General features: G+C 65.6%; 19 protein-coding genes. 2 read left to right on the plus strand and 17 right to left on the minus strand.

The genetic code is table 11. The annotated features are described in order from the left end of the window. Nucleotides 1-38 precede the first annotated feature (38 nt). From HW090_RS16335 to HW090_RS16370, 8 genes are all read right to left on the minus strand, one after another. Nucleotides 39-1,355 carry an LLM class flavin-dependent oxidoreductase gene (locus HW090_RS16335; RefSeq protein WP_218673547.1) on the minus strand — a complete coding sequence of 439 codons (1,317 nt, stop codon included), beginning with the start codon at nucleotides 1,353-1,355 and terminating at the stop codon, nucleotides 39-41. Beyond that, nucleotides 1,352-2,212 (minus strand): TauD/TfdA family dioxygenase, encoded by an 861-nt coding sequence (locus tag HW090_RS16340; RefSeq protein WP_179114521.1) that lies wholly within the window; start codon nucleotides 2,210-2,212, stop codon nucleotides 1,352-1,354. Before HW090_RS16340 ends, HW090_RS16335 begins: the two co-directional genes overlap by 4 nt. Before the next feature lie 18 nt (nucleotides 2,213-2,230). Further along, on the minus strand, nucleotides 2,231-4,732 hold the full coding sequence (locus tag HW090_RS16345; protein WP_179114522.1) for a TonB-dependent siderophore receptor: 2,502 nt from the start codon (nucleotides 4,730-4,732) through the stop codon (nucleotides 2,231-2,233). 162 nt (nucleotides 4,733-4,894) lie between these two features. Next, nucleotides 4,895-5,581: a peroxiredoxin-like family protein gene (locus HW090_RS16350; protein WP_179114523.1), complete on the minus strand. Its 687-nt coding sequence runs from the start codon at nucleotides 5,579-5,581 to the stop codon at nucleotides 4,895-4,897. Further along, complete coding sequence (locus HW090_RS16355) at nucleotides 5,578-6,921, minus strand: LLM class flavin-dependent oxidoreductase (RefSeq protein ID WP_179114524.1); 1,344 nt, start codon at nucleotides 6,919-6,921, stop codon at nucleotides 5,578-5,580. Before HW090_RS16355 ends, HW090_RS16350 begins: the two co-directional genes overlap by 4 nt. Nucleotides 6,922-6,940: 19 nt before the next feature. Next, nucleotides 6,941-7,927, minus strand: coding sequence for an ABC transporter substrate-binding protein (locus HW090_RS16360; RefSeq protein WP_179114525.1), 987 nt, complete (start codon nucleotides 7,925-7,927; stop codon nucleotides 6,941-6,943). A 389-nt stretch (nucleotides 7,928-8,316) separates the two neighbouring features. Then, complete coding sequence (locus tag HW090_RS16365) at nucleotides 8,317-8,688, minus strand: ferredoxin family protein (protein ID WP_179114526.1); 372 nt, start codon at nucleotides 8,686-8,688, stop codon at nucleotides 8,317-8,319. Then, nucleotides 8,685-10,307 (minus strand): FAD-dependent oxidoreductase, encoded by a 1,623-nt coding sequence (locus HW090_RS16370; protein ID WP_179114527.1) that lies wholly within the window; start codon nucleotides 10,305-10,307, stop codon nucleotides 8,685-8,687. The genes HW090_RS16365 and HW090_RS16370 overlap by 4 nt, the downstream gene beginning before the upstream one ends. A 345-nt stretch (nucleotides 10,308-10,652) precedes the next feature. Between HW090_RS16370 and HW090_RS16375 the strand changes: the two genes are divergently transcribed. Beyond that, the gene (locus tag HW090_RS16375) at nucleotides 10,653-11,177 is read left to right on the plus strand and encodes a transposase (protein WP_179114528.1); all 525 of its coding nucleotides are present in this window, start codon (nucleotides 10,653-10,655) and stop codon (nucleotides 11,175-11,177) included. A 106-nt stretch (nucleotides 11,178-11,283) separates the two neighbouring features. Here the strand turns inward: HW090_RS16375 and HW090_RS16380 are convergent, their stop codons facing one another. The 4 genes from HW090_RS16380 to HW090_RS16395 form a co-directional block, all read right to left on the minus strand. After that, nucleotides 11,284-13,713, minus strand: coding sequence for a TonB-dependent siderophore receptor (locus HW090_RS16380; RefSeq protein ID WP_179114529.1), 2,430 nt, complete (start codon nucleotides 13,711-13,713; stop codon nucleotides 11,284-11,286). A 98-nt stretch (nucleotides 13,714-13,811) separates the two neighbouring features. Further along, nucleotides 13,812-14,309, minus strand: coding sequence for a RidA family protein (locus HW090_RS16385; protein ID WP_179114530.1), 498 nt, complete (start codon nucleotides 14,307-14,309; stop codon nucleotides 13,812-13,814). 18 nt (nucleotides 14,310-14,327) lie between these two features. Then, nucleotides 14,328-15,908, minus strand: a complete 1,581-nt coding sequence (locus HW090_RS16390) for an FAD-dependent oxidoreductase (RefSeq protein WP_179114531.1) — start codon at nucleotides 15,906-15,908, stop codon at nucleotides 14,328-14,330. Nucleotides 15,909-15,962: 54 nt separating this feature from the next. Then, a complete protein-coding gene (locus HW090_RS16395) occupies nucleotides 15,963-18,107 on the minus strand; it encodes a TonB-dependent receptor (protein ID WP_179114532.1) in 2,145 nt (714 codons plus the stop codon). A gap of 274 nt (nucleotides 18,108-18,381) precedes the next feature. Between HW090_RS16395 and HW090_RS16400 the strand changes: the two genes are divergently transcribed. Continuing rightward, a complete protein-coding gene (locus HW090_RS16400) occupies nucleotides 18,382-18,948 on the plus strand; it encodes a nucleotidyltransferase family protein (RefSeq protein WP_179114533.1) in 567 nt (188 codons plus the stop codon). Nucleotides 18,949-18,985: 37 nt separating this feature from the next. Here HW090_RS16400 and HW090_RS16405 read toward each other — a convergent pair whose 3' ends face one another. The 5 genes from HW090_RS16405 to HW090_RS16425 all read right to left on the minus strand — a co-directional run bounded on the left by HW090_RS16405 (nucleotide 18,986) and on the right by HW090_RS16425 (nucleotide 21,725). Continuing rightward, on the minus strand, nucleotides 18,986-19,453 hold the full coding sequence (locus HW090_RS16405) for an RES family NAD+ phosphorylase (RefSeq protein WP_179114534.1): 468 nt from the start codon (nucleotides 19,451-19,453) through the stop codon (nucleotides 18,986-18,988). Further along, nucleotides 19,453-19,905 (minus strand): antitoxin Xre/MbcA/ParS toxin-binding domain-containing protein, encoded by a 453-nt coding sequence (locus tag HW090_RS16410; protein ID WP_179114535.1) that lies wholly within the window; start codon nucleotides 19,903-19,905, stop codon nucleotides 19,453-19,455. The genes HW090_RS16405 and HW090_RS16410 overlap by 1 nt, the downstream gene beginning before the upstream one ends. A gap of 713 nt (nucleotides 19,906-20,618) precedes the next feature. Further along, nucleotides 20,619-21,329: a DJ-1/PfpI family protein gene (locus HW090_RS16415; RefSeq protein WP_179114536.1), complete on the minus strand. Its 711-nt coding sequence runs from the start codon at nucleotides 21,327-21,329 to the stop codon at nucleotides 20,619-20,621. A 2-nt stretch (nucleotides 21,330-21,331) separates the two neighbouring features. Then, nucleotides 21,332-21,613 (minus strand): hypothetical protein, encoded by a 282-nt coding sequence (locus HW090_RS16420; RefSeq protein ID WP_179114537.1) that lies wholly within the window; start codon nucleotides 21,611-21,613, stop codon nucleotides 21,332-21,334. After that, entirely contained in the window at nucleotides 21,570-21,725 is a 156-nt protein-coding gene (locus tag HW090_RS16425) for a hypothetical protein (protein ID WP_218673548.1), read from the minus strand. The genes HW090_RS16420 and HW090_RS16425 overlap by 44 nt, the downstream gene beginning before the upstream one ends. Between the last annotated feature and the right edge of the window lie 2 nt (nucleotides 21,726-21,727).

Here is a 21,727-nt window from a genome sequence, read left to right on the forward strand (position 1 = left end):
TGTTTCTGAAAAGACACGCTCAGGTCGCCATGCCTGTGCTATGGCTTGTGCAACCCCAGATGCTCGCGCAGGGTGCTGCCGCTGTATTCACGGCGGAACACGCCGCGCCGTTGCAGTTCAGGCACCACCTGGTCGAGGAAGCGCTCCGCGCCACCGGGGCTGTAGGGCGGCATCACCACGAAACCGTCGGCAGCGTCCTCCACCAGCCAGCGCTCCATTTCCTCGGCCACCGTGCGTGGCGAGCCGACCAGCTTGGCGAAGGCCAGGCTGGAGGCGTACCAGCGCCCGAGTTGTTGCAGGCTCCAGCCGGCCTCGATGGCATTGCCGATGACCACGTCGAAGCGCCCCTTGCTGCCACGGATAAAGTCGCGGATATCCGGCACCGGTGCCTGCGGATCATGCCGGGCGAGGTCGTAGTTCATGCTCGCCGACATGAAGGCCAGGCCGGCGATCGGCTGGATCAGTTCGTCCAGTTCGCCGGCCAGGTCCTGGGCCTGCTGGTCGCTGTCGGCGACGATCGGGTAGAGGCCGGGCAGCACCTTGACGGCATCGGCCTGGCGGCCCGCGTCGAGCACCTGCTGCTTGAACTGGCGGTAGAAGGCCTGGGCTTTTTCCAGGGTCGATTGCACCGGGAAGATCACTTCGGCATTGGCCGCCGCCAGTGCCTGGAAGGTGCCGGAGACGCCTGCCTGGATCAGCACCGGGTGGCCCTGGGGCGGGCGTGGCAGGTTCAGCGGGCCGCGCACGCGGAAGTGTTCGCCCTGGTGGTCGGCGTAGTGGATGCGGCTGGCGTCGGCGTAGCGGCCGCTGGCCTTGTCGACGATCAGCGCGTCGTCTTCCCAGGTGTCCCACAGTGTGCGCACCAGTTCGATGAATTCGCCGGCACGGGCGTAGCGCTCGGCGTGGCCCAGGTGCTGGTCGAGGCCGAAGTTGCGTGCCTCGCCGTCGTTCACCGAGGTCACCGCGTTCCACGCCGCGCGACCGCCGCTGAAGTGGTCGAGGGTGGCGAACTGGCGTGCCACATGGTACGGCTGGTGGTAGCTGGTGGAGATGGTGGCACCGAGGCCGATGCGTTCGGTCAGTACGCTGAGCGCCGAGAGCAGCGCCAGCGGTTCCGGGCTGCCGCTGGGGCGCCAGGTGACGGCGGCCTCGAAGTCGCCGCCGTGGATATCGTCCAGCGCCAGCTTGTCGGCGACGAACAGCATGTCCAGTTTCGCCGCCTCGGCGCGCTGGGCCAGACGCTGGTAGTGACGGATGTCCAGGGCGTTGCCGTTCTCCGCCAGCGGGTGACGCCAGCCGGCCAGGTGGCTGCCGGCGTGGGTGACGAACAGGGCCAGGTGCAGTTGGCGGCTCATGTTCGAGCCCCCGGGCGCACGCGATGGGGAATGTCGTCGTCGGCGATCAGCACACGCTCCATCACTCGCTCGAATTCGCCGTAGTTATAGACCGGGTAGTGCAGCAGGGCGCGGTTGTCCCAGAACGCCACGCTGCCCTCGGTCCATTTGAAACGCACGTGGTATTCGGGGTTGCTGAACGCCTTGAGCAGTTCGGCGACCAGGGCGCGGCTTTCTTCCACCGACCAGCCGATCACCTGGGGCGACATGGAGAAGTTGATGAACAGTGTGTCCTCGCCAGTCTCCGGATGGGTGCGCACCAACGGGTGGGCGAGGATCGGGTAGGCGTAGCCGACCTTGTCCAGCGACGACTTGAAGTTGTGGGTGACGTAGAGGTTGTCGATACGCGCTTTCAACTCATCCGACAGCTCGCGATAGACCAGCCCGGCATCGGCCCATACGGTATCGCCGCCGAGTTCAGGTAGCGACACGGCGCGCAGCACCGCGCCGTAGGTCGGCTTGAGCAGCCAGCTGGTATCGGTGTGCCAGCGGCCCTTGGGCGCATTGCCGTAGGCCTCGCGTGCTTCGCGGGCGAGGATCAGGTGCGCCTGGGGTTTGTTGCTGTCCTGCTTTTGGGTGGTCGGGTGTTCGTACAACTCGCCGAATTGCGCGGCGAAAGCGATCTGCTGTTCGCTGCTGATGTGCTGGTCGCGGAAGAAAATCACCTTGTGCTTGAGCAGCAGGGCGTGGATCTCGTCACGCTGGTTCGGGCTGAGCGGCTTGCCCAGATCGACACCGGTGATTTCCGCGCCGACCGTGGGCTCCAGCTGCGTGACCTTGAGTGTGGAGGCGAGTGCGACGACATTTTCTGCGGGCATGGCTGTGTCCTCTTGTCGTTACCAGTCGTAGGAAAGGCGCGCGTAGTAGAAGGCGCCGTTGAGGCCGTACGGACTGAATGCGCCGTACTCGTCGGGGTTGTTGATCTCGGTGGCGTTACCGGCCAGGTTGGTGCGCAGCACGTTCGGGTTTTGCTTGTCGGGGCGTACGCCAAACAGGTTGTTGGAGCCGACGGCGACCGACAGGTTGTCGGTGATCAGGTAGGTGACGTCGAGGTCGGTTATCCACTTGGCACTGAATTGCTTGTCGGCCGCCGCCGTTGTACCGGCTTCGGTGTATTTGCCGTAGCGGGTCAGTCGCAGGTCGGTGATGAAGTCGCCGATGTGCCAGTTGCCACCGAGCACCAGCTTGTCGCGCGGGCTGCCCTGGGTCAGGTCGGTCTGCGCCTGGTGGCCGAAGGTCACGTAGTTGCTGCCGAGCAGGGCGGCGGCGCCGTTTTCCTTGATGTCGCGAATGCTGGTGCGGTTGTGGCTGTATAGCGCCGACCAGCGCACCTGGCCGAAACGCCCGTAGTCGCTGTGCAGTTCGCTGACCAGGTCGATCCCGTCTGTGCGGCTGTCGACGCCGTTGAGGTTGTATTGCGCGGAGTAGGTGTTGCTGACCTGGATGATCTCGCTCTTGACGATGCGGTCCTTGATCTCGATGCGGTAGGCGTCGAGGGTGATGCGTGCGTTGCGGGCCGGCTCCCACGACAGACCGACGCTGAAGTTGGTCGACTTCTCCGGTTCCAGGTCTTTGCCGCCGAGCGCCTGAGCCTCGGCGCTGCCGGGTGGCAGGTAGCGTGCCTGGATGGTGCGGGTGGTGCCGTCGGCCTGGAGCACGCCGGTGTTCTGCGTGACCGAAAATATCTGCTGAGCCAGCGATGGCGCGCGAAAGCCCGTATTGAAGGTGCCGCGCAGGGCCAGCCCCGGAGTCAGCTCATAGCGGCTGGATAGCTTGCCGCTGACGGTGTTGCCCGAGCTGTCGTCGTAGTGCTCGAAGCGAAAGGCGGCGCTGGTGTACAGGCGTTCGGTGAGGTTGCTGCCGGCGTCGATGTAGAAGGCGTAGCTGTCGCGGTCCAGCGAGCCGGCATCGCCAGGCGAGGTGCCGGTGAAGGATTGCAGGCCGGGCGAAGGTTTCTGCGTCGCGCGTGGATGCCCAAGCGGATACTCATAACCACCGTCGCGGTAGGAGTCGGGTTCGCCGGCGCCTTGCAGGTATTTCTCCCAGCGATGCTCGATGCCTGCCGACAGTTGCAGCGGCTTGGGCAGGCCGATCTCGAACGGGCGGGTGATATCCAGGTTGGTGGTCCACTGCTGGAACTCCTGGGCGCCGAGGTAGAACGAGGTCTTGCTGGTCGGGCCGATGGAGGCGTTGAGGGTGTTTTGCGCACCGAGGCGCACGTCATCCTTGCCGTAGGTGGTGGAAAGGTCGTAGGCCCAGCCGGCGAGGTCGCCTTTGCCGCCGAGGGCGATCTGTAAATCCTTCTCGTCGATCAGCCGTTGCGCGTGGAAACCGTCGGGGTAGATCTCCGGGATCGACGAGACGTTGGTGGCGCGAAAACTGCCGCGCGTATCGACGATATTGCGGTCGCTGTAGGTGGCGAACGAGTACAAGGTGACGTCGTTGATCGGCAACTCGGCGTTGTACGAGAGGTTGTAGACCTTGTCGCGGTTGGAGCGGCCGTAGCCTTTTTCCAGCAGGCGGTCGACCGATTCCTCACGCGGATCGGCGGTGGCGCCGGGCGTGCCGAAGGGCACCGATTGGCCGTTCAGTACCGGGTAATACCACGAACCCTGGGCATCGCCGGCCGTGTAGGACGGCCCCTGCAGGCGGATATCCAGCGAAGTGTTGAAGAAGCCGCCGTTGTCGCCAAGGGCGAAGCCGCCGTTGATCCCGGTCTGGGTCAGGTCGCCGGGTTTGTCTTCCTGCTGGCCGGTGGTGATGCTGGCACTGCCGCCGCTGTCCTGGCGCTTGAGGATGATGTTGAGCACCCCGGCGATGGCGTCGGAGCCGTACTGCGCCGAGGCACCGTCACGCAGCAACTCGATACGCTCGATGGCCGAGGTGGGGATCAGGTCGAGATCCACTGGCACGCTGCCGCTGGCGATACGGGCGAAGTTGTTGTAGACGGCGGTGTTGTGCCGGCGCTTGCCATTGACCAGCACCAGCAGGTGATCGCCGGACAGGCCACGGATCGACACCGGACGCACCGAGTTGGAGGTGCCGCCGCCAGACTGCGCAGGTGCGCTGAACGACGGCACGATGCGGCCCAGCGCTTCGCGCAGGCTGGCCTTGCCGGTCTTGCGGATCTGCTCGCCGCTGATGATATCGATGGGTGATGGGCTGTCGGCCACGGTCAGGGTATTGCTGCGGTTGCCGGTGGAAATCACCGAGACGGTATCGAGTACGGTTTCCGAGGGCGCCGCCTGGGCCGACAGGCTGCCGGCCAGGCCGCACAGCAGCAGGTAACGGATTCGAGCCGGATGGTGGGTGGGTTGGGACGGTACGAACGCATGCATCTGCAACTTCCTTCACTGGGTAAAAGAAGCCCCTGCGGAGCCTGTGAGGCAGGCTCGTGATGGGTGATTGGGGGGGCGGGCGCCAGCGTTCGGGCTGGTGGCGGTTTGGTCTGCCTGGTGCGCATGGCGCACCCTACGCAAGGGGTACGGGCAATGGTGGTGCTACGCGCGTTTGCTGGCGCGGGTGTCCTGCTCCAGCAGCGTATCCACCGCGTCGATGATCGGCTGTGCCTCGCTGCGTACCAGCCAGTCCGGGCTGACCTCGGCGAAGTGCACGCGGCGGTCCTGGCCGATCACCAGTACGGTCGGTTGCGGCAGCTCCCAGGTACCGGTGCCGGTGACGTCGCCGATGCCCGGTCCCTTGGCCAGGGAAGACTGGCGCGAGGCTTCGTCGAATTCATAGAGGATGCCCAGGCGTCGGCCGAGGGCGTTGAGCGGGTCGCTGGCCACCTGCAGGGTCAGTGCGTGGCGCTCCTTGATCTCCTTCAGGCGTTCGGGCACCTGCGGGCTGATCGCCACCAGCGGTACGCCGCGCTCGCGCAGCGCAGGTTGCAGATTGCGCTCGTAGTAGGGGATGGCGATGTTGCAGGCCGGGCAGCCGGCGAAGCGGAAGAACACCAGCACCGCCGGGCCGTTGGCGATCAATGCTTCCAGCCCCAGCGTGCCGCCCTCGACCGGCGCCAGGCTGAACGGTTCGAGGCTGTCGCCGACCTTGACGAAGCGCGCCGGGTCGGCCTGCTCGACCAGGGTGCGGCGCTGGTCGATGTTGATCTTCAGGGCCTCTGGTGCCCAGGTGCGTTCGCGCTCGGCGTGCAGGTCGGCCAGCAACTGGTTGATCGATTCGCTCATGCCACTTCTCCTTGTGTGCGGCGCAGGGTGTTGCGGTTGGCCGGGACGGCCAGTCCGAAGTTGTCGCGCAGGGTCTTGCCGCTGTATTCGCGGCGCAGCAGGCCACGTTCCTGCAGCACCGGCACCACCAGCTCGGTGAATTTCTCCAGGCCATCGGGCAGCAGCGAGTTGACGATGAAGCCGTCGGCGGCGCCTTGTTCGAACCAGTGTTGCAGCGCATCCGCCACCTGCTGCGCGGTGCCGACGAAATCCCGGCGTGGCTGGGCCACGCGCAGTGCTACCTCACGCAAGGTCGGGTTTTCCTCGGCGACCAGCTTGAGGATGCGCTCGGCGAAGCCACGGCTGCTCTCCTTGCCCAGCGCTGCCAGGCTGTCCTGGGCGGGGAAGGGTGCGTCCGGGTCGTGGGCGCTGAAGTCGTAGTCGTTGAACGGGCGGCCGAGGGCGGTGATGGCTTCGTCCAGACTGACCAGCTCGACCGCCTGGCGGTAGCGCTCTTCCACGTCCTGCTCGTCGCGGCCGACGATGGGGCGGATGCCGGGCAGGATGTACAAATCGTCCGGGTTACGCCCGGCCTCGGCGGCGCGGCGTTTCAAGTCCTGGTAGTAGTCGCGGGCTTCTTCGAAGGATTCCGGACTGACGAAGATCGCATCGGCGTTGCGCGCGGCGAACTCGCGTCCGTCCTCGGAAGTGCCGGCCTGGAAGATCAGCGGCTGGCCCTGGGGCGAGCGGGCGATGTTCAGCGGCCCCTTGACCGTGAAGAACTCGCCCTGGTGGCCGAGCGTGTGCAGTTTGCCGGGAGTGAAGAAGGTACCGCTGGTCTTGTCGCGTACGAAGGCGTCGTCTTCCCAGGAATCCCACAGGCCCTTGACCACCTCGACATGCTCGCGGGCGATGCGGTAGCGCAGCGCGTGCGGCGGGTGTTCGGCTTTGCCGAAGTTGTCGGCAGTGCCGGACAGCCAGGAGGTGACCACGTTCCAGCCGGCGCGGCCGCCGCTGATATGGTCCAGCGAGGCGAGCTGGCGCGCCACCTGGAACGGCTCGGTGTAGCTGACGGTGATGGTCGCCACCAGGCCGATGTGCTCGGTCACCGCTGCCAGTCCGGAGAGTACGGTCAGCGGCTCGAAGCGGTTGAGGTAGTGCGGGCTGGATTTCTCATGGATATGCAGGCTGTCGGCGATGAAGGCGAAGTCGAACTTCGCCGCCTCGGCCAGTTGCGCCTGGCGTTTGTAGAAGGAGAAGTCGACGCTGGCGTCGGCCCGCGCGTCCGGGTGGCGCCACTCGCCCCAACCGTGGCCGACGCCGTGGATCATGGCGCCGAGTCTGATCTGTCGCTTGCTCATGCTGTGGGTTCCTCTCGATTCACTGGGGTTGGGTGTGGCTGATGGGCAGGCTGTCGGGCAGTTCGCGCACTGTGTTGAAGCTGGCGTCGAAACCCTGGGACACGTCCACCGGACGCGTCAGCACGCCTTCCGCGAGGTAGATGTCGGCGGTCTTCTGCAAGCCGTCGATGACCTGCGCGGTGATCGCCACCGGGCGGAAGTCGGTGTTGCTGGCCGAGGTCAGGTGCACCTCGAGGGGCAGGCCGGTGACCTTCGCCTGGGCCCTGGCATAAGCCTCGGGGTGCTGGTTCACCCATTGCCAGGCGCGGTCGAGGCGCTGGACGAAATCGTCCAGTTGCACACGTTTGTCAGCGATGGCCTGACTGGTGGCGGCCAGGTAGAGGTGGTTGCTCAGCAGGTCGTCGCCTTTGCGCAGGATGCGTGCGCCGTTCTGGGTGATGGCGATGGTGGTGTACGGGTCCCAGGTCGACCAGGCATCGGCGTTGCCGCTTTCCAGGGCACTGCGGGCGTCGGTGGGCAGCAGGTTGACAAAGGTCACGTCGGCGGTTTTCAGCCCGGCATCCTGCAACGCACGGATCACCAGGTAGTGGCCGATGGAGCCACGGTTGGTGACGATGCGCTTGCCCTTGAGGTCGGCCACGCTGTGCAGCGGGGAGTCCTTGGGTACCAGGATGGAGGTGCTGAAACGCCCGTCGGCATGGGTGATGGCGATCACCTTGAGCGGCGCTCCAGCACCGAGGGCGAACACATAGGGCGCATCGCCGAGGGCACCGACGTCCACCGCGCCGGCATTGAGCGCTTCGCCCAGCGGCGCGGCGGCGGCGAACTCCGACCAGTCGATGCGGTAGGGCAGATTGTCCAGCTCGCCGGCGGCGTCCAGCAGCAGCTTGAGCGAGGACTTCTGGTTGGCCACGCGCAAGGGCTGCAAGTCGGCGGCCAGCGTAAGCGGCGAGGCGAGCGCTAGGGCAAGGCCGAGCAGCGCAATCAGGGATGGGCGGATCGACATGGGGAAGCTCCTTCTAACTTGAAATGCTGTGGTCGTCCCGTGCAGGCGGGGACCCAGGTACGCGGTGTTGCGGCTGGCGCATGGATTCCCGCCTTCGCGGGAATGACTGGGGGATAGGGCGCGTCTGTTGGCAGATTGGAATGCCATCGCAGTTCCACCGCCGCCGTCCCCGCGAAGGCGGGGACCCAGGTGCGCGGTATGGCGGCTGGCGCATGGATTCCCGCCTGCGCGGGAATGACGGTGGGACAGGGAACGTCTATTGGTCGGTTGGAACACCTTCGCAACCTCACCGCTGTCGTCCCCGCGAAGGCGGGGACCCAGGTGCGCGGTATGGCGGTCAGCGCATGGATTCCCGCCGATGCAGGTGTGACGGAGAGACGATGGGGCCTTCATGGCTTGCCGAGACCATCGATGGTGCCGCTGCGAAAGCCGGCGGCACGGCGGAACACCTGGCCCATGCGCCATTGCTGGTTGCTGTAGGTGCCGGCCCATTCGTCCCAGCCCGAGTGGCGCCGGTACTGGCCGAGGGTGCCGGAGGCCAGCGCCTGTACCTCGTCGATGCCCAATGGGCGTTCGCAGTCGTGGCCGACATAGAGGGCGTCGGCCGTGCAATACAGCTCGCACTGGTAGCAGCTCTGGCAATCCACCTGGCGGGCGATGACGGGATGGCCCTCGGCACTGATGTCGAACACGTTGCCGGGGCAGACCTCGACACAGCGGTTGCAGCCGTCGCAGCGCGACTGGACGATGACTTCGATCATGCCGGCAACTCCTGGGGTTCTAGCCGTTGCGGGACAGGGGCTTCCTCGCGGCGCACCCAGACGCGGTCGAGGCCGCCGGTGGCGAGGCGATAGGCGAGGCTGTCGTCGGTCTGCGGCAGGTCGCTGCGAAAGTGCAGGCCACGGCTTTCCTTGCGTTCCAATGCGGCGCGGTAGCACCAGCGGGCGGTGGCGACCAGGGCAGCGCTCTCGCGGTTGCGCACCTGTTCGTTGGCTGCGCCGCCGAGGTGGCGACGCAGGTCGTCCCAGGCAGCATCGAGGGTGGCCAGAGAGTGCTGGAGTTTCTCGCCGGTGCGGAAGAAGTTCTTCTCTAGCGGCAGCATCTCGTTGCGCACGGTTTCACTGATACGCGCTGCATCGCCACTGTCCGGGCGCGGCGCTTCGCTGGGGCGCAGGCCGGCCTGGCCGATGGCGTCCACGGGTTCGTCCAGGCGTCGCCCGGCGCGTTGCGCCAGGGCGGCGACGGCGCGTCCGGCCCAGATACCCGAGGACAGCGCCCAGGCGGCATTGACCGCGCCGCCGCCGGTGTTGGCGCCGGCCACCAGCACGCGGGTGGCGCTGTCGCCGATGGCGTAGAGGCCGGGCACGTGGGTCTGGCAATGCTCGTCGATCACCCGCAGGCCTCCGGTGCCACGGATGGTGCCCTCGGCGCGCAGGGTGACTTCGAAGGGGCGCTCGTAGGGGGCTAGGCCGGCACGGTCGAACAGCAACTGCACGTTGGGGGAGATTTCCGGCAGTTGTTCGCGGATGTCTTCCGGCGTGTGGTGCAGGTTGCAGTACACCGGCCCGCGCAGCAGCGCCTGGGCCAGCCCAGCGGTGCGCATCGATGGGTCCGGGCCTTCCACCGGCGCCACCACCTGGCCGCTGGCGTCGTAGTAGGTGGCGAAGGAGTAGATCATGCTGCGGGTCATGCCGGTGTGTGCCTGGGCAACGCAGTACTCGCGCGAGAACTCCATGCCGGACAGCTCGGCGCCTGCTTCGGCGGCCATCAGGAAGCCATCGCCGGTGTTGTTGCCGCTGCCGAGCAGGTGCGACCTGAAGGCACAACCGCCTGCCGCGAGAATCACCCCGGCGGCGCGGACCTGCCAGGCCCGGCGCTGGCGGGTCTGCCAGCCGCGTGCGCCGCCGATCGAGCCATCGGCGCGGCGCAGCAGCTCCAGCGCCGGGCTGTGGTCGAGGATGGTGACACCGGCCTGCTCGATGCGTTGGCGCAGGGCACGCATGTATTCCGGACCGCGCACCGCGCCGTACCAGGTCTTGCCGTGCTCGTCGGTGCCGAAGTCGTACCAGGGGGCCAGGGTCGGCAGCCACTCCCAGGTCTCGTCGAGGATGCGTCGCATCCAGCGCTTGTCGGCCAGCCCCAGTGTGGGGATGGCGCGGGTCTCCACCGCGCTGTCGCGCTGCTCCGGCTCGACCCACCAGTGCCCCGGCCCGGCGGCGGCGGTGACGCCGCTGGTGCCGCAATAGCCCTTGTCCACCAGCACCACTTCGGCCCCCGCCTGGCGCGCCGCCACCGCCGCCCAGGCACCGGCCATGCCGCCACCGACGATCAAGATGTCGGTATCCAGTTCGAGTGTGGGCAGGGGAGGTACATCGGACATGCGAGAGGCTCCTGGGGTGGATTCGTGAGGCACCTCCGCCAGGCATGGGGTCGGTCTGTGGATGAAAGGTAGAGCTATTAAAAACCGCTGTGAAATTATTTTTGGCTCTATGCTAATTTCTTATTTTTTATAATCACAAATCTATTTTATGTGTTTGTTGTATTTATTGGCTGTGCGTCAAGCCACCCGTTCCTGGCATGACGCACATGGCCGTAGGGTGCGCCGTGCGCACCGAACGAATCCCGAAGTTTTCTGTGATGTGGCGCGCATTCCTGGACGAATCAGGCTGTCGCTTCTCTTTCCACGGGCTATGTTTCCGGAAGGTTGGTGATCGGAGAGAAGGCAATGCCCAACTACCGTCGTGCCAGGGAAGGCTCGCTGTTCTTCTTTACCCTGGTGACCGCCAGGCGGCGGCCGCTGTTTGAACAGGCGAAGGTGCGGCAGGCTTTGCGCGAGGCCGTTCAGCATGTCTGCCGGCGCTATCCCTTTGGTATTCATGGTTGGGTACTGCTACCTGATCATCTGCACTGCATATGGGAATTGCCCGACACGAACTACTCCAGGCGCTGGTCGATGATCAAACGCCTGGCCAGCCAGACATTGTCATCGCCCGTGTTCATGCTTTCCGCCAGCCAGTGCGCCAGGCGTGAGGCCGGCTTGTGGCAGCGTCGCTTCTGGGAGCACCGTATTCGCGACGGGAGCGACTACCAGCGGCATATGGACTACCTGCACTGGAACCCGGTCAAGCATGGCCTGATCGGGCGTGTGGCCGACTGGCCCTGGTCGAGTTTCCATCGTCTGCAACGCGAGGGTATCTATCCGCTGGAGTGGGGTGGCTCGGGAGTGGAGACGGGGGATTTCGGTGAGTGAGCGGTGCGCATGGCGCACCCTACGAAAAGGCGTTATCCAGCGTGATGCTTGATCGTGGATGGCCGTAGGGTGCGCCGCGCGCACCGGGGAGCGCCCGGTAGCGGTTTCAGAACGTGTAGGTCAGGCGAGTGTAGTAATAGCCGCCGGTAAAGCCGAACGGCGAATAGGTGCCGTAGCCCGAGTCCATGGTCTTGCTGGCGATGCCCTGGCGCTTGGGGTAGACGTCGAACAGGTTCTTCGCGCCGATGTCCAGGTCGAGGTTGTGGGTCAGGCGATAGCCGATGTCCAGGTCGGTGATCCACTTGGCCTGGTAGGTGCGGTCGTAGCTGCGGTCGCTGGCGTCGTTGACCTCACGGTAGGCGCCGTAGCGGGTCAGGCCGAGGGTGCTGGTCCAGGCGCCGTACTGCCAGGTGCCGCTGAGGATCAGCTTGGTCCGTGGTTGCACGTTGGTCAGCAGGTTGCGTGCGTCGCGGTCCATCAGCGAGTAGCTGACGCCGAGGATGTCGGTACTTTGCTCGTAGTCACGGATTTCCGTGTCGTTCCAGTTGAAGGCGGCGGTCCATTTGAGCGAGCCGAAGCGGCGCAGGTCCTGATCGTAGCTGGCGACGATGTCCAGGCCTTTGGTGCGGGTGTCGGCGCCGTTGATGAAGTACTGCCCGCCGGAGGTGGAGGTGATGCCGTTGGCCACCAGGGTCTGGCGCACTTCGTCGCCGAGCAGGCGACCCGTCAGGGTGATGCGGTCGCGGATGTCGATCAGGTAGGCATCGGCGGTCAGCGACAGTTCGGGCAGCGGCACCCAGGTGAAGCCAAGGCTGAAGTTGGTGGACTTTTCCGGCTTGAGTGCCTTGGCGCCCAGCGCCCTGGCGGCGGCGGAGTCTACCGGCAGCACGCCGAAGTTGTAGGACTGGTAGACATTGTTGATCACCGCGTAGCTGGTCGAGCGGGCGCTGAACAGGTCGTTGGCCAGCGATGGGGCACGGAAGCCGTTGCTCACCGTGGCGCGTATGGCGAAGGCCGGTGTGAAGTCGTAGCGGGTGGTCAGCTTGCCGCTGCGGGTAGCGCCCACGCCCTGGTTGTAGTGCTCGTAGCGCAGGGCGCCGCCCAGGTACCAGTTCTCCACGGGGTGGATGCCGACGTCGATGTAGCTGGCGACGCTGTTGCGGCTGGCGCTGCTGGCCTCGGCGGGTGAGATGCCGTTGGTTACCTGGGCGCCGGAGGAGGCGCATTCGCCTGGCGCGCGGCAATAGCCGCCGTCGGCCCAGGAGGCCCAGTCGCCGGCACGTACCTGGTAGGTTTCCTTGCGGTGCTCCAGGCCCCAGGACAGGTCCAGTGGCTTGATCAGGCCGACGTCGAAACTGTGGCTGAGGTCGAGGTTGCTGGTGAGCTGCGTGGCGATCCAGGTGCCGGATTCGAATTCGTCGGGCGTGGCTTCGCCCAGCGAGGGGTTCTGGTTGTTCCAGGTGCCCTGTTCGGCGGCGTTGCGTCCGTAGGTGCTGGACAGGTCCCAGGTCCACTCGGCGGCATCGCCCCGGGCGCCGAACGCGGCCTGGAAGTCGTCTTCCTCGATGTACCAGGTGGGCACGTAGCCGGACGGGCGACCGTTGGGACCGGTGGTGATGGTGTTGACGATGGTCGGCAGGCGGAAGTTCTGGCCCTGTTCACCCTTTCGGTATGACCAGGTGGTGAAGGAATACAGCTCCAGGCTGTCGCCGACCGGCAGCTCGGCGTTGTAGCCGAGTGTCAGCAGGTTGACCTTCGGCGTGCCGTAGCCGCCATAGGTGCTCTTGCCGGCGCGCTCGTGGGCCTCGGCGTAGCTGTAGCCGTTGGCTCGCGCCTTGTTGTCGTCGTTCTGCGTGCGGGCGTCCAGTGCGAGCTGGACGATGCCACCGTCGCCGATCTCGAAGCCCTTGTTCAGGCTCTGTTGCAGGGTGTCCTTCTTGCCGTCGTAGCCGATCCCGGCGTGGGTCACCGAGGTGCCGCTGGTGTCGGCCTTGAGGATGACGTTGATGACCCCGGCGATGGCGTCCGAGCCGTACTGGGCGGCGGCGCCGTCGCGCAGCACTTCGACGCGGTCGATGGCGCTGATCGGGATCAGGTCGAGGTCGGTGGGGGCGGCACCGGCGTTGATGCCGTTGATGTTCAAGGTGGCGCTGGTATGGCGGCGCTTGCCGTTGACCAGTACCAGTACCTGTCCGGCGTTGAGGCCGCGCAGGTTCGGTGCGCGGGCGATGCCGCTGGCGTCCCAGCCGCTCTTTTCCGGCAGGCTCAGCGAGGGAATGCTGGCGCTCAGTGCTTCCATCAGGCCGGGCTTACCGGTCTCCTGCAGTTGCCTGGCGCTGACCACGTCGATGGGCACCGGGCTGCTGGTGACGGTGCGCGCCTCGCTGCCACGGTTGCCGGTGACGATCACCGTGTCCAGGTGGGGCGAGCGGGTGGCGCCGGTGTTGGTGTCATCAGCCAGGGCCGGAGCCGTCAGGCCGGCGGCGATGGAGAGGGCCAGCAGTCCGCTGGCTGGATGGGGGCACGTGAAAGGCATGGTTCTCTTCCTGAGATTTATGGGACATCACTGGCCGTAGGGTGCGCCGCGCGCACCGGGCTGCGGGGCTTGGTGCGCGTGGTGCGCCCTACGTGTGGTCAGGGGGCCTTGGCGGCGATGGCTTCGATTTCCACCAGGGCGCCGGGCAGTGGCAGGGCGACGACCTGCAACGCGGTGCGTGTGGGCTTGTTCGGTTGTTCGGCGGTGGCGAAGAACCGGGTGTAGGCCGCTTGCAGGCCGTTGAAGTCGAGCTTGCCGTCGTTGGCCGGGTCGCCGACCAGGAAGACCCGCAGTTGCACGATGTCGCCCAGGTCGAGTCCCTGGCTGCGCAAGGCCGTGCGAATCTTGTTCAGCACCGACAGGGTCTGGGTTTCGGTGTTGCCGTAGGCGGCCAGGGTGAAGGGCGGCGCCTTGGGATCGGCGACGTCCGGCAGGGTGCCGCTGACGAAGGTCAGGGCGCTGCCGGCCGGGACAGTGATCAGTTGCGAGATGGGGAAGTTGGAACCCGGTGGATCGACACGCTTGATGGCGTCGGCGTGGGCAGAGAGGGTGGACAGGCTCATCAGGGCTCCCAGCAGCAAGGCGGTGGTTTTCATAGGGCAGGTCTTCCAGGGTCAGGCGGCGACGCCGCGTTGGTTGTGTGTGGCATGCCGGGTGATCAGCTCGACCACCCGCCGCGCCGAATCGGCGGCGCTGTTCTGCCAGATGCCTACGCCGCCATGGGCCAGCGAGTCGCTGGCCAGCCAGGTACGGCCCTGGGGCTGGTTGAGTTCGGCGTAGGAGGGGTTGGGTGCGTCCTGGCCATGGACGATCCAGGGGCTTTCGCTGAAGGGGATCTTCGACCAGTTGATCGCCAGCGGTCGTGCCAGCTTGCCGCTGTGGCCGGGGTGCAGCGATTCCACCGCCTGGCGTGAGGAGGCGAATTGCGCCTGCAGCGATTTCTCGGCGAAGGCCTGGGCGACCTCGCCGTTGTTGTAGGTGCCCACCAGTACGCCCTGGGCGCTGTTCAGCCCTTCGCTCGGGTACCAGAGGGTGCGCGCTTCGTGGTTGATATAGGAAAGGCCGCCATAGATCTGGTAGTCGGTCTCCCAGAAGCGCGGCGATTGCCAGGCCACCTTGTTGCCGAAATCGCCCTGGGTACGGGCCAGTGCGGCCTGGAACGGTGCGCTGAAGTTATTCGCCAGCTTGGCCACCAACGGGGTCGGCAGGGTGACGATGGCGTAGTCGGCTTCCTCGCTGTACTGGCGACCGCTCAGGCGATCCTTCCACTGGACCTTGCTGCCCTGCTCGGAGGTTTCCAGGCGCACGACTTCGGCGTTCAGCCGCACGTGCTGCTTGATCCGCTGGTAGAACGCCTGGGGGATGCGGTCCATGCCGCCGACCGGTTGCAGCATGGTGGCGGAGAATTCGGGGATTTCCTCGAACACCTGCGGCAGCAGCAGGTTGCTGTCGAGCAGCCGGCGCAGATCCTGTGGTTCGCGAATCAGCGGTGCCTGCTCGCCGGCACCGGCGAAGCGGCTGTAGCCTGAACGTCGCGAGCCCTTGTAGTGCAACTGCTCGTCGAGATCGCCGTAGACCTTGAGGAATTCCAGCAGCGCCTTGCGCTCGTCGGCGGGCAGTTCCTGGTCCAGGCTGTGGCTGCTGACGCTGCGCGACAGCAGGTCGCTGAGCCAGCCTCGGGTGTCGTTGACCGCCTGGCGCAATTGCAGCGGTGGCTGGCTCAGGTCGGGCTGCACCAGCGCACTGCGGCTGCTGTTGACCAGCGGCTGCAGTTCCACGCCGAATTCGCGGCAATAGCCGAGGATGGTCTGGTGGTGGCTGGGGATGCGTCCGGCGCCGGCATTGAAGAACAACCCATCATCGAACTGGACGGTCTGCCGGCTGCCGTCGTTGTGCTCGACCGTGTCGCCGTTGCGCAGGGTCCAGACGCGGCCACCGATGCGTTCGCGGGCCTCCAGCAGTTTCACCGAGAAGCCGGCCTTGCTCAGTTCATAGGCCGAGACCAGGCCGGCAATGCCACCGCCTACGATCAGTACGCGCTTGCCCTGGCCGTTGCCGGCGAGTTGCAGTGGCTCGAAGGTGGCGGCCTGCGACGGTCGCGGCAGCAGGCCGAGGCTGCTGATGGTGCCGAGCGCGGCGGAGTAACCGCCGACGGCGGCAATCCGGGAAATCAGGTCTCTGCGGGTGAGCCCCATGGTGTCTCTCCTTGTGATGGGTCAATGCGTTCCGTACCGCGCACGCGGCCAGGCCTACAGGTCGTAGCGCACGCTGAGCAGGACGATGCGTGGGTCGTTGAAGGCGTAGTGGGAGGTGTTGCTGGCAGCCGAGTAGGCGACGGTTTGCGGGTAGGCGCGGTCGAGCAGGTTCTTTACCGACAGGGTGGTGGTCCAGTGACCATCGCCGCTGGCGTAGCTGGTGCTGGCATTCCAGAAGCCCTGGGCGGGCACTTCGTAGATATCGGCGTTCAGCGCATTGGCCCAGGAACGCGTCTGGTACTGGTAGTCGGTGGTGGCTACCAGGGCGCCGGGCAGGTCCAGTGGGATGGTCCAGGTCAGGCCCAGGCTGGCGTTCCAGCGCGGGGCGAAGATCATCTCCTTGCCGTCGGCGCTGACACCGGGGCCGCTGGCGTTCTGGAAGTCGTCGTACTGGCTCTTGAGGTAGCCGATGTTGGCCCGCAGTTGCAGGTCGCGGACGAGCAGGGCGGTGTTCTCCAGTTCCACGCCATAGGTGTGGGCGCTGCCGACGTTGGTGCGCAGGTTGGCGCTGATCGCCGGGTCCCAGGCATTGGTCTGCAGGTCGTCGTAGTCGTTGTAGAACACGGCGATATTGCTGCGCAGCCGGCCATCGACGAAGTCGCCCTTGAAGCCGAGTTCGTAGGTGGTGACGTTCTCCGGGTCGAAGCCCTGCTCGGCGGCCACCCGTGTGGGCGCACGGTTGTCGAAGCCGCCGGCCTTGAAGCCACGCGCCACGTAGCCGTATTGCACCAGATCGTCGCTCCAGGCGAATTCGAGGCCTACCTTGGGGCTGAGCGACGCCCAGGAGTCGCTGGTGTCCGCGCTGAAGTTGATCCCGGTGATCACCTGCTCGGGAGTGATGGCGTAGTTCGTGTAGCTGAAGTTTTTGTGCTCGCTGGTGTAGCGCAGCCCAGCAGTCAGCGACAGGCGCGGGGTCAGCTTGTAGTTACCCTGGCCGTAGAGCGCATAGCTCTCGGTGTCGGTGGTGCTGTACTGGCCGCTGGCGTTGACCCGGTCCTGTGCCACCGAGTAGGTGAGGCTGTCGCGCTCTGCGCGGAAGCGCTCCTTGTACAGGTAGAGGCCCAGGGTGTAGCTCAGGCGTTCGCCTTCACCGTTGAGCTGGAATTCCTGGGTGGCATAGCGCTGCTTGTAGAGGATCAGGTTGTTCTGGATTGGCGAGGCGTTGCCGCTGTTGGCCTTGCCCGAGTTGTCGTAGTCCACCGGCTGTTCGAACTCGGACCAGGCGGTGACCGACTTGAATTGCAGGCCGTCGCCCAGTTCGCGGATTACCCGCAGCACGGCGCTGCCCTGGTCGAGTTTGTTCTTCGGCGTCAGGCTGTTGTAGGTCTTGAACTTGTCATAGTGTCCGGTGGCCGGGTCGAAGGGGGTGTAGCTGGTGGTGTCGCCTCGGTCGATGGTGGCTGCCAGGGTCAGTTGCACGTCCCACGGGGACTCGTCCGGCGCCCAGCGCAGTTTGCCCCGGTAGGACTGGATGTCGACATTGTTGACGTCCTTGCCTGTGGTGCGATTGTGCACGGTGCCGTCACGGGTCAGGCGCAGGGCGGAGAAGCTGCCGAACAGGGTGTCGTCGACCAGCGGGCCGCTGAGCAGCAGGCGGCCATTGCGTGCGTCGTAGTTGCCCGCGCCCAGTTCGAAGAAGCCCCGGCGTTGCTGGTCCGGGTCGCGGGTGATGACACGTACCGCGCCGGCGGCGCTGTTGCGCCCGTACAGGGTGCCCTGCGGTCCGCGCAGCACCTCCACGCGCTCGACGTCGTTGAAGTCGAGCATCGAGGATATGGCGCGCGGGATATACAGGTCGTCGGCGTACACCGCCACGGCGGCTTCCTGGATCGGGTCGGTCTCGCCGATGCCACGGATACCGTAGGTCTGGGCGCTGTAGGAAATCGACTGGCGGTTCAACGTCAGGTTGGGTACGCGGCCGGAGAGGTCGCGTACATTGCTGATCTGCTGGTCGCGCAGGCTGTTCTCGTCGAAGGCGGAAATGGCCAGCGGGGTCTTCTGCAGGTTTTCCTGGCGGTGTTCGGCGGTGACGGTGACAGTGGGCAAGCGGTCGTCGTCGATGGTCGACGCGGCCAGTGCCGGGGTGCTGACGGCCAGTGCGAGCACGAGGGGTTGCAGGGGGTATGGAAGGGTGGACATGGCTGTGGCTCCTGACGGTCAGCGAGGGGGTCGTGATGTCGGAAACCTGGTGGCAAGCGGGTGGAGTAGCACCGATCCGAATGGCGCAGGACAGCAGGAATCCGTTGCCTCCACCGTGTCGGGGTCGGTCTGGTACAGAAGGTATTCGTTTTAAAAAGTGCTGTGAAAGTCTTTTTCGTTCTATGTTAATTATGTATTTGTATTATTTATTAAGTTTATAAATATAAATTTTATTGATTTTGAGGCTTCGTGATGACGTTTCAGGAGGGCGGGGATGGACGAGAGTGAGCGGCGGTTGAAGGGCATCGTTCGCCAGGCTGATGGGTTCATGGCGGCATTGCGTGCTGCCAGGTCGCTGGGGCTGGACGACTGGTGCATCGGTGCCGGTGCGGTACGCAATCTGGTGTGGGATCACTTGCATGGGCATGTCATGCCCTCGGCACTGAGCGATATCGACCTGGCTTATTTCGACCCTGAGGACCTGTCCGCCGAGCGCGACCGTGCGCTGCAGGCGCGCCTGTGCGCGTCAGCGCCCGGCTTGCCGTGGGAGGTGACCAACCAGGCGGGTGTGCACCTGTGGTTCGAGGCGTATTTCGGCCATGCGGTCGAGCCGCTGCGTTCGCTGGAGCAGGCGGTGGCCAGTTGGCCGGAGTTCGCCACGGCGGTGGGGGTGTACCTGGCGGATGACGACAGCCTGCATGTCATCGCGCCCCATGGGCTGGGGGATTTGTTCGCCATGCGCATCCGGCGCAACCCGACGCGGGTCAGCGAGTCGACCTATCGCCAGCGGATCGCACAGAAGCGTTACCAGGAGCGCTGGCCACGAGTGGTGATCGAGTGAGCGTCCGCCGGGCAGCACGCCGGGCGTTTTCATGGCGTCAGGTCCGAGCAATGAACAAGCGCTCGTCGTAGGCGAAGTCGAGTATTTCCACCAGTTTCACATCGGCCATGGCGGGGTGCAGGGGGTTGAGCATGATGTTGCGTTCGAGCCGCAGCACCGCGGAAGGCAGGATCAGCCCGAGCTGTTCGCCACGTTCGAGCCATTGGGTGCCGAAGCCCATGCTCGGCCGGTCGGCCGGGAGTGTGGCCCAGCCATCGGGCAGGCTGGCGGGCTCCGGTTCCAGGTACAGCGATGGCTCATCGGGCAGCTCGAAGAGGCTGATCTTCATCGGAATGAGCGGACGCCGGGTCTGGTGCACGAAGGTTTCCAGGCAGCAGATCGCCGGCGACAGGCCCAGGTAGACGGCGGGCACTTCGGCGTCGTTCCAGCGGCCACCTTCGATGGCCGCGCCCTTGCCGGAGAGGTCCGCCGCCCGTGCCGCCTTGGCAATGCGCCAGGCCCGCATCAGGCGACGCCACCCCATTCGATGGCATGCAGGACCCGCCGCACCTGGCGTGCGCCCAGCTCGGTCTCGCACAGCGAGAGAGGCGTCTTGCCGCCGAGGGTATCGTTCTCGCTCGCCAGCCAGTCGGTTGCTATGGCCTTGTCTTCGAAAACCTCTTCGGCGAGTACAGCGATCTGCGCAAGGCGGTCGATTCGCTCGGAGGCCACCGGGTCGAGGGCGACGTTGCCCTTGATGCGCCGTTCCAGGGTCGAGGTGGACAGATTCACCAGCAGCGCCAGGGCAGGCGCTTTCATATCGAAAGCCGAGCGCACCGCGACCAGCCAGGAAGCGTCCAGCCCATGACTGATCTGATGCAGACGTTGGTGCTCGGTCTGCTGCGCCAGCGCGTGGGCCATGATCCAGAAATGAAGATGGTGGGTGCCTGAGGTCGACGATCTTGCGAGGGGCTGCATGACTGCCTCCTTCAAATGATTGATCGAATTTCGTCAAATGATAGCAGGAATGGCTGTGCGTGCCAGTCGGAAGGGCGCCAGGGCAATCCTGCTATGTGAAGGTTGGAGCTGGATTGGCAAGTCAGTTCGTGATGGGTCATGAACACGCTGGTGTTGTCCTGACGTCCGTGCTGTCGCGAGCCCGACCAGCCCCTCTACGCAACACGCATGAATACATCCCTGTAGCTCTACGCCGACATCCCTGTCGGCGAAGGTTGCTCCGAGGGCAGGTCGGGCTCGCTGCAAATATCGAAGTGACCATGAGAAGAAGCCACAACCCCGTCGCTCCCGCGCAGGCGGGAGCCCAGGTGCGCAAGGCCAAGGCTGGCGGGTTTCTTCCTACAGTCGCCGCAGAAGACGGCTGTGTGGATGACAAGTGGCGGGACGTAGCCTGGTATTCGCACAGGAGCGCCGAACGCAAGGTCACCGAGTCGTGGGGAAGGCAAAAGACGTGTCAGACCGTAGTACGCGCAGGCGGTAACCCAGGTGCCCCACACGCATGTTTACCGGCTCTTATCCAGCAGTCATCTTCGGTGGTGAATGCAGGAAAGATGTGTTGGTCATAAGCCCGCGCACCTGGGCTCCCGCCTGCGCGGGAGCGACGGAGGTCGTTGTCTGCCCATGGTGACTATTGAGCGAGGGGCTGCCGCCGTTCAGGAGCAGCACGTGTTCGCTCACGACGTGAGGTCGGACGCAAGTGACAAGCGTTGTGCCGCGCGCAAGGTCGCCTGGCGGCGGCGCTCGATGAAGCTGGCGCTCTGGACGCGGACCCGCTCCAGCAGCGCGGGTGGTGCGCTGCGCGGCGAGCCTGCCGTGAAGGGCGGTTGCGGGTCGTATTCCATCTGCAACTGGATCGCCTGGGCGCTGTCCTCGCCGGCGAGTTCGGCGACCACGCTCAGGGCGAAGTCGATGCCGGAGGTGACACCGGCACCGCTGATGCGGTTGCGGTCGCGCACCACCCGTTGTTCGACCGGGAGGGCGCCAAGCAGCGCCAACTGGTCGAGGGATGACCAGTGGCAGGTCGCCCGGTAGCCATCCAGCAGGCCGGCGGCACCAAGCACCAGCGAGCCGGTGCAGACCGAGGTGACCAGGCGGCAGTCCGCACTGATACGCCTGATGAAGTCCAGGGTCGTAGCGTCGTCCATCAGGTCGATCTGTCCCGGCCCGCCGGGGATGCAGATCACGTCGAGCCTGGGGCAGTCCTGGAAGGTGGTGTCCGGCAGGATGCTCAATCCACGGTCCGAGGCCACCGGGTCGAGGGTCTTCCAGATCAGATGCAGGCACGTGCCGGGCAACCGAGCGAACACTTCGGCGGGGCCGGTCAGGTCCAGTTGGGTCAGGCCGGGGAACAGCAGCAGACCGATATGCAGTGTTGGCTGGCTCATGGTCATTCCTGGTGGATGTCGTCGAGGGTATTGTCGAAGCGGGACAGTGGCAGGCCCAGTTGCAGTTCGCAATAGTGGGCGTTGTCCAGTTGCCAGTCGAACAGGTCGCTGCGTTCGTCTAGGGCGATGGCGCGGATGACCTTGGCGACGAAGCCGTGGGCGACCAGTGCCACGGTGGCGTCCGGGTGGCGCCGGAGCAGCGGCGAGCTGACCAGGGTGTCGGTGCCATCGGGCAGGCGGTCACGCAGGGCTTCGGCCTGGCGGATGCCGGTGGCGGTGCCCACGAATGATCGAGCCGGCGACAAAGGCGAAGGCGGCGCCAGCGTAGCGGCTGCGCAGCAGGCTGTCGGCGATCGCCAGCGCTTCGCACGGGGAGGGCAGTTGCGGGGTGGTCATGT

Origin of the sequence: Pseudomonas sp. ABC1 (assembly GCF_013395055.1) — a bacterium.
Lineage (GTDB): Bacteria > Pseudomonadota > Gammaproteobacteria > Pseudomonadales > Pseudomonadaceae > Stutzerimonas.

Coding starts and splice junctions, on each gene's coding strand:
- HW090_RS16335 (WP_218673547.1), bottom strand. CDS start 1,355: ATGAGCCGCCAACTGCACCTGGCCCTGTTCGTCACCCACGCCGGCAGC.
- HW090_RS16340 (WP_179114521.1), bottom strand. CDS start 2,212: ATGCCCGCAGAAAATGTCGTCGCACTCGCCTCCACACTCAAGGTCACG.
- HW090_RS16345 (WP_179114522.1), bottom strand. CDS start 4,732: ATGCATGCGTTCGTACCGTCCCAACCCACCCACCATCCGGCTCGAATC.
- HW090_RS16350 (WP_179114523.1), bottom strand. CDS start 5,581: ATGAGCGAATCGATCAACCAGTTGCTGGCCGACCTGCACGCCGAGCGC.
- HW090_RS16355 (WP_179114524.1), bottom strand. CDS start 6,921: ATGAGCAAGCGACAGATCAGACTCGGCGCCATGATCCACGGCGTCGGC.
- HW090_RS16360 (WP_179114525.1), bottom strand. CDS start 7,927: ATGTCGATCCGCCCATCCCTGATTGCGCTGCTCGGCCTTGCCCTAGCG.
- HW090_RS16365 (WP_179114526.1), bottom strand. CDS start 8,688: ATGATCGAAGTCATCGTCCAGTCGCGCTGCGACGGCTGCAACCGCTGT.
- HW090_RS16370 (WP_179114527.1), bottom strand. CDS start 10,307: ATGTCCGATGTACCTCCCCTGCCCACACTCGAACTGGATACCGACATC.
- HW090_RS16375 (WP_179114528.1), top strand. CDS start 10,653: ATGCCCAACTACCGTCGTGCCAGGGAAGGCTCGCTGTTCTTCTTTACC.
- HW090_RS16380 (WP_179114529.1), bottom strand. CDS start 13,713: ATGCCTTTCACGTGCCCCCATCCAGCCAGCGGACTGCTGGCCCTCTCC.
- HW090_RS16385 (WP_179114530.1), bottom strand. CDS start 14,309: ATGAAAACCACCGCCTTGCTGCTGGGAGCCCTGATGAGCCTGTCCACC.
- HW090_RS16390 (WP_179114531.1), bottom strand. CDS start 15,908: ATGGGGCTCACCCGCAGAGACCTGATTTCCCGGATTGCCGCCGTCGGC.
- HW090_RS16395 (WP_179114532.1), bottom strand. CDS start 18,107: ATGTCCACCCTTCCATACCCCCTGCAACCCCTCGTGCTCGCACTGGCC.
- HW090_RS16400 (WP_179114533.1), top strand. CDS start 18,382: ATGGACGAGAGTGAGCGGCGGTTGAAGGGCATCGTTCGCCAGGCTGAT.
- HW090_RS16405 (WP_179114534.1), bottom strand. CDS start 19,453: ATGCGGGCCTGGCGCATTGCCAAGGCGGCACGGGCGGCGGACCTCTCC.
- HW090_RS16410 (WP_179114535.1), bottom strand. CDS start 19,905: ATGCAGCCCCTCGCAAGATCGTCGACCTCAGGCACCCACCATCTTCAT.
- HW090_RS16415 (WP_179114536.1), bottom strand. CDS start 21,329: ATGAGCCAGCCAACACTGCATATCGGTCTGCTGCTGTTCCCCGGCCTG.
- HW090_RS16425 (WP_218673548.1), bottom strand. CDS start 21,725: ATGACCACCCCGCAACTGCCCTCCCCGTGCGAAGCGCTGGCGATCGCC.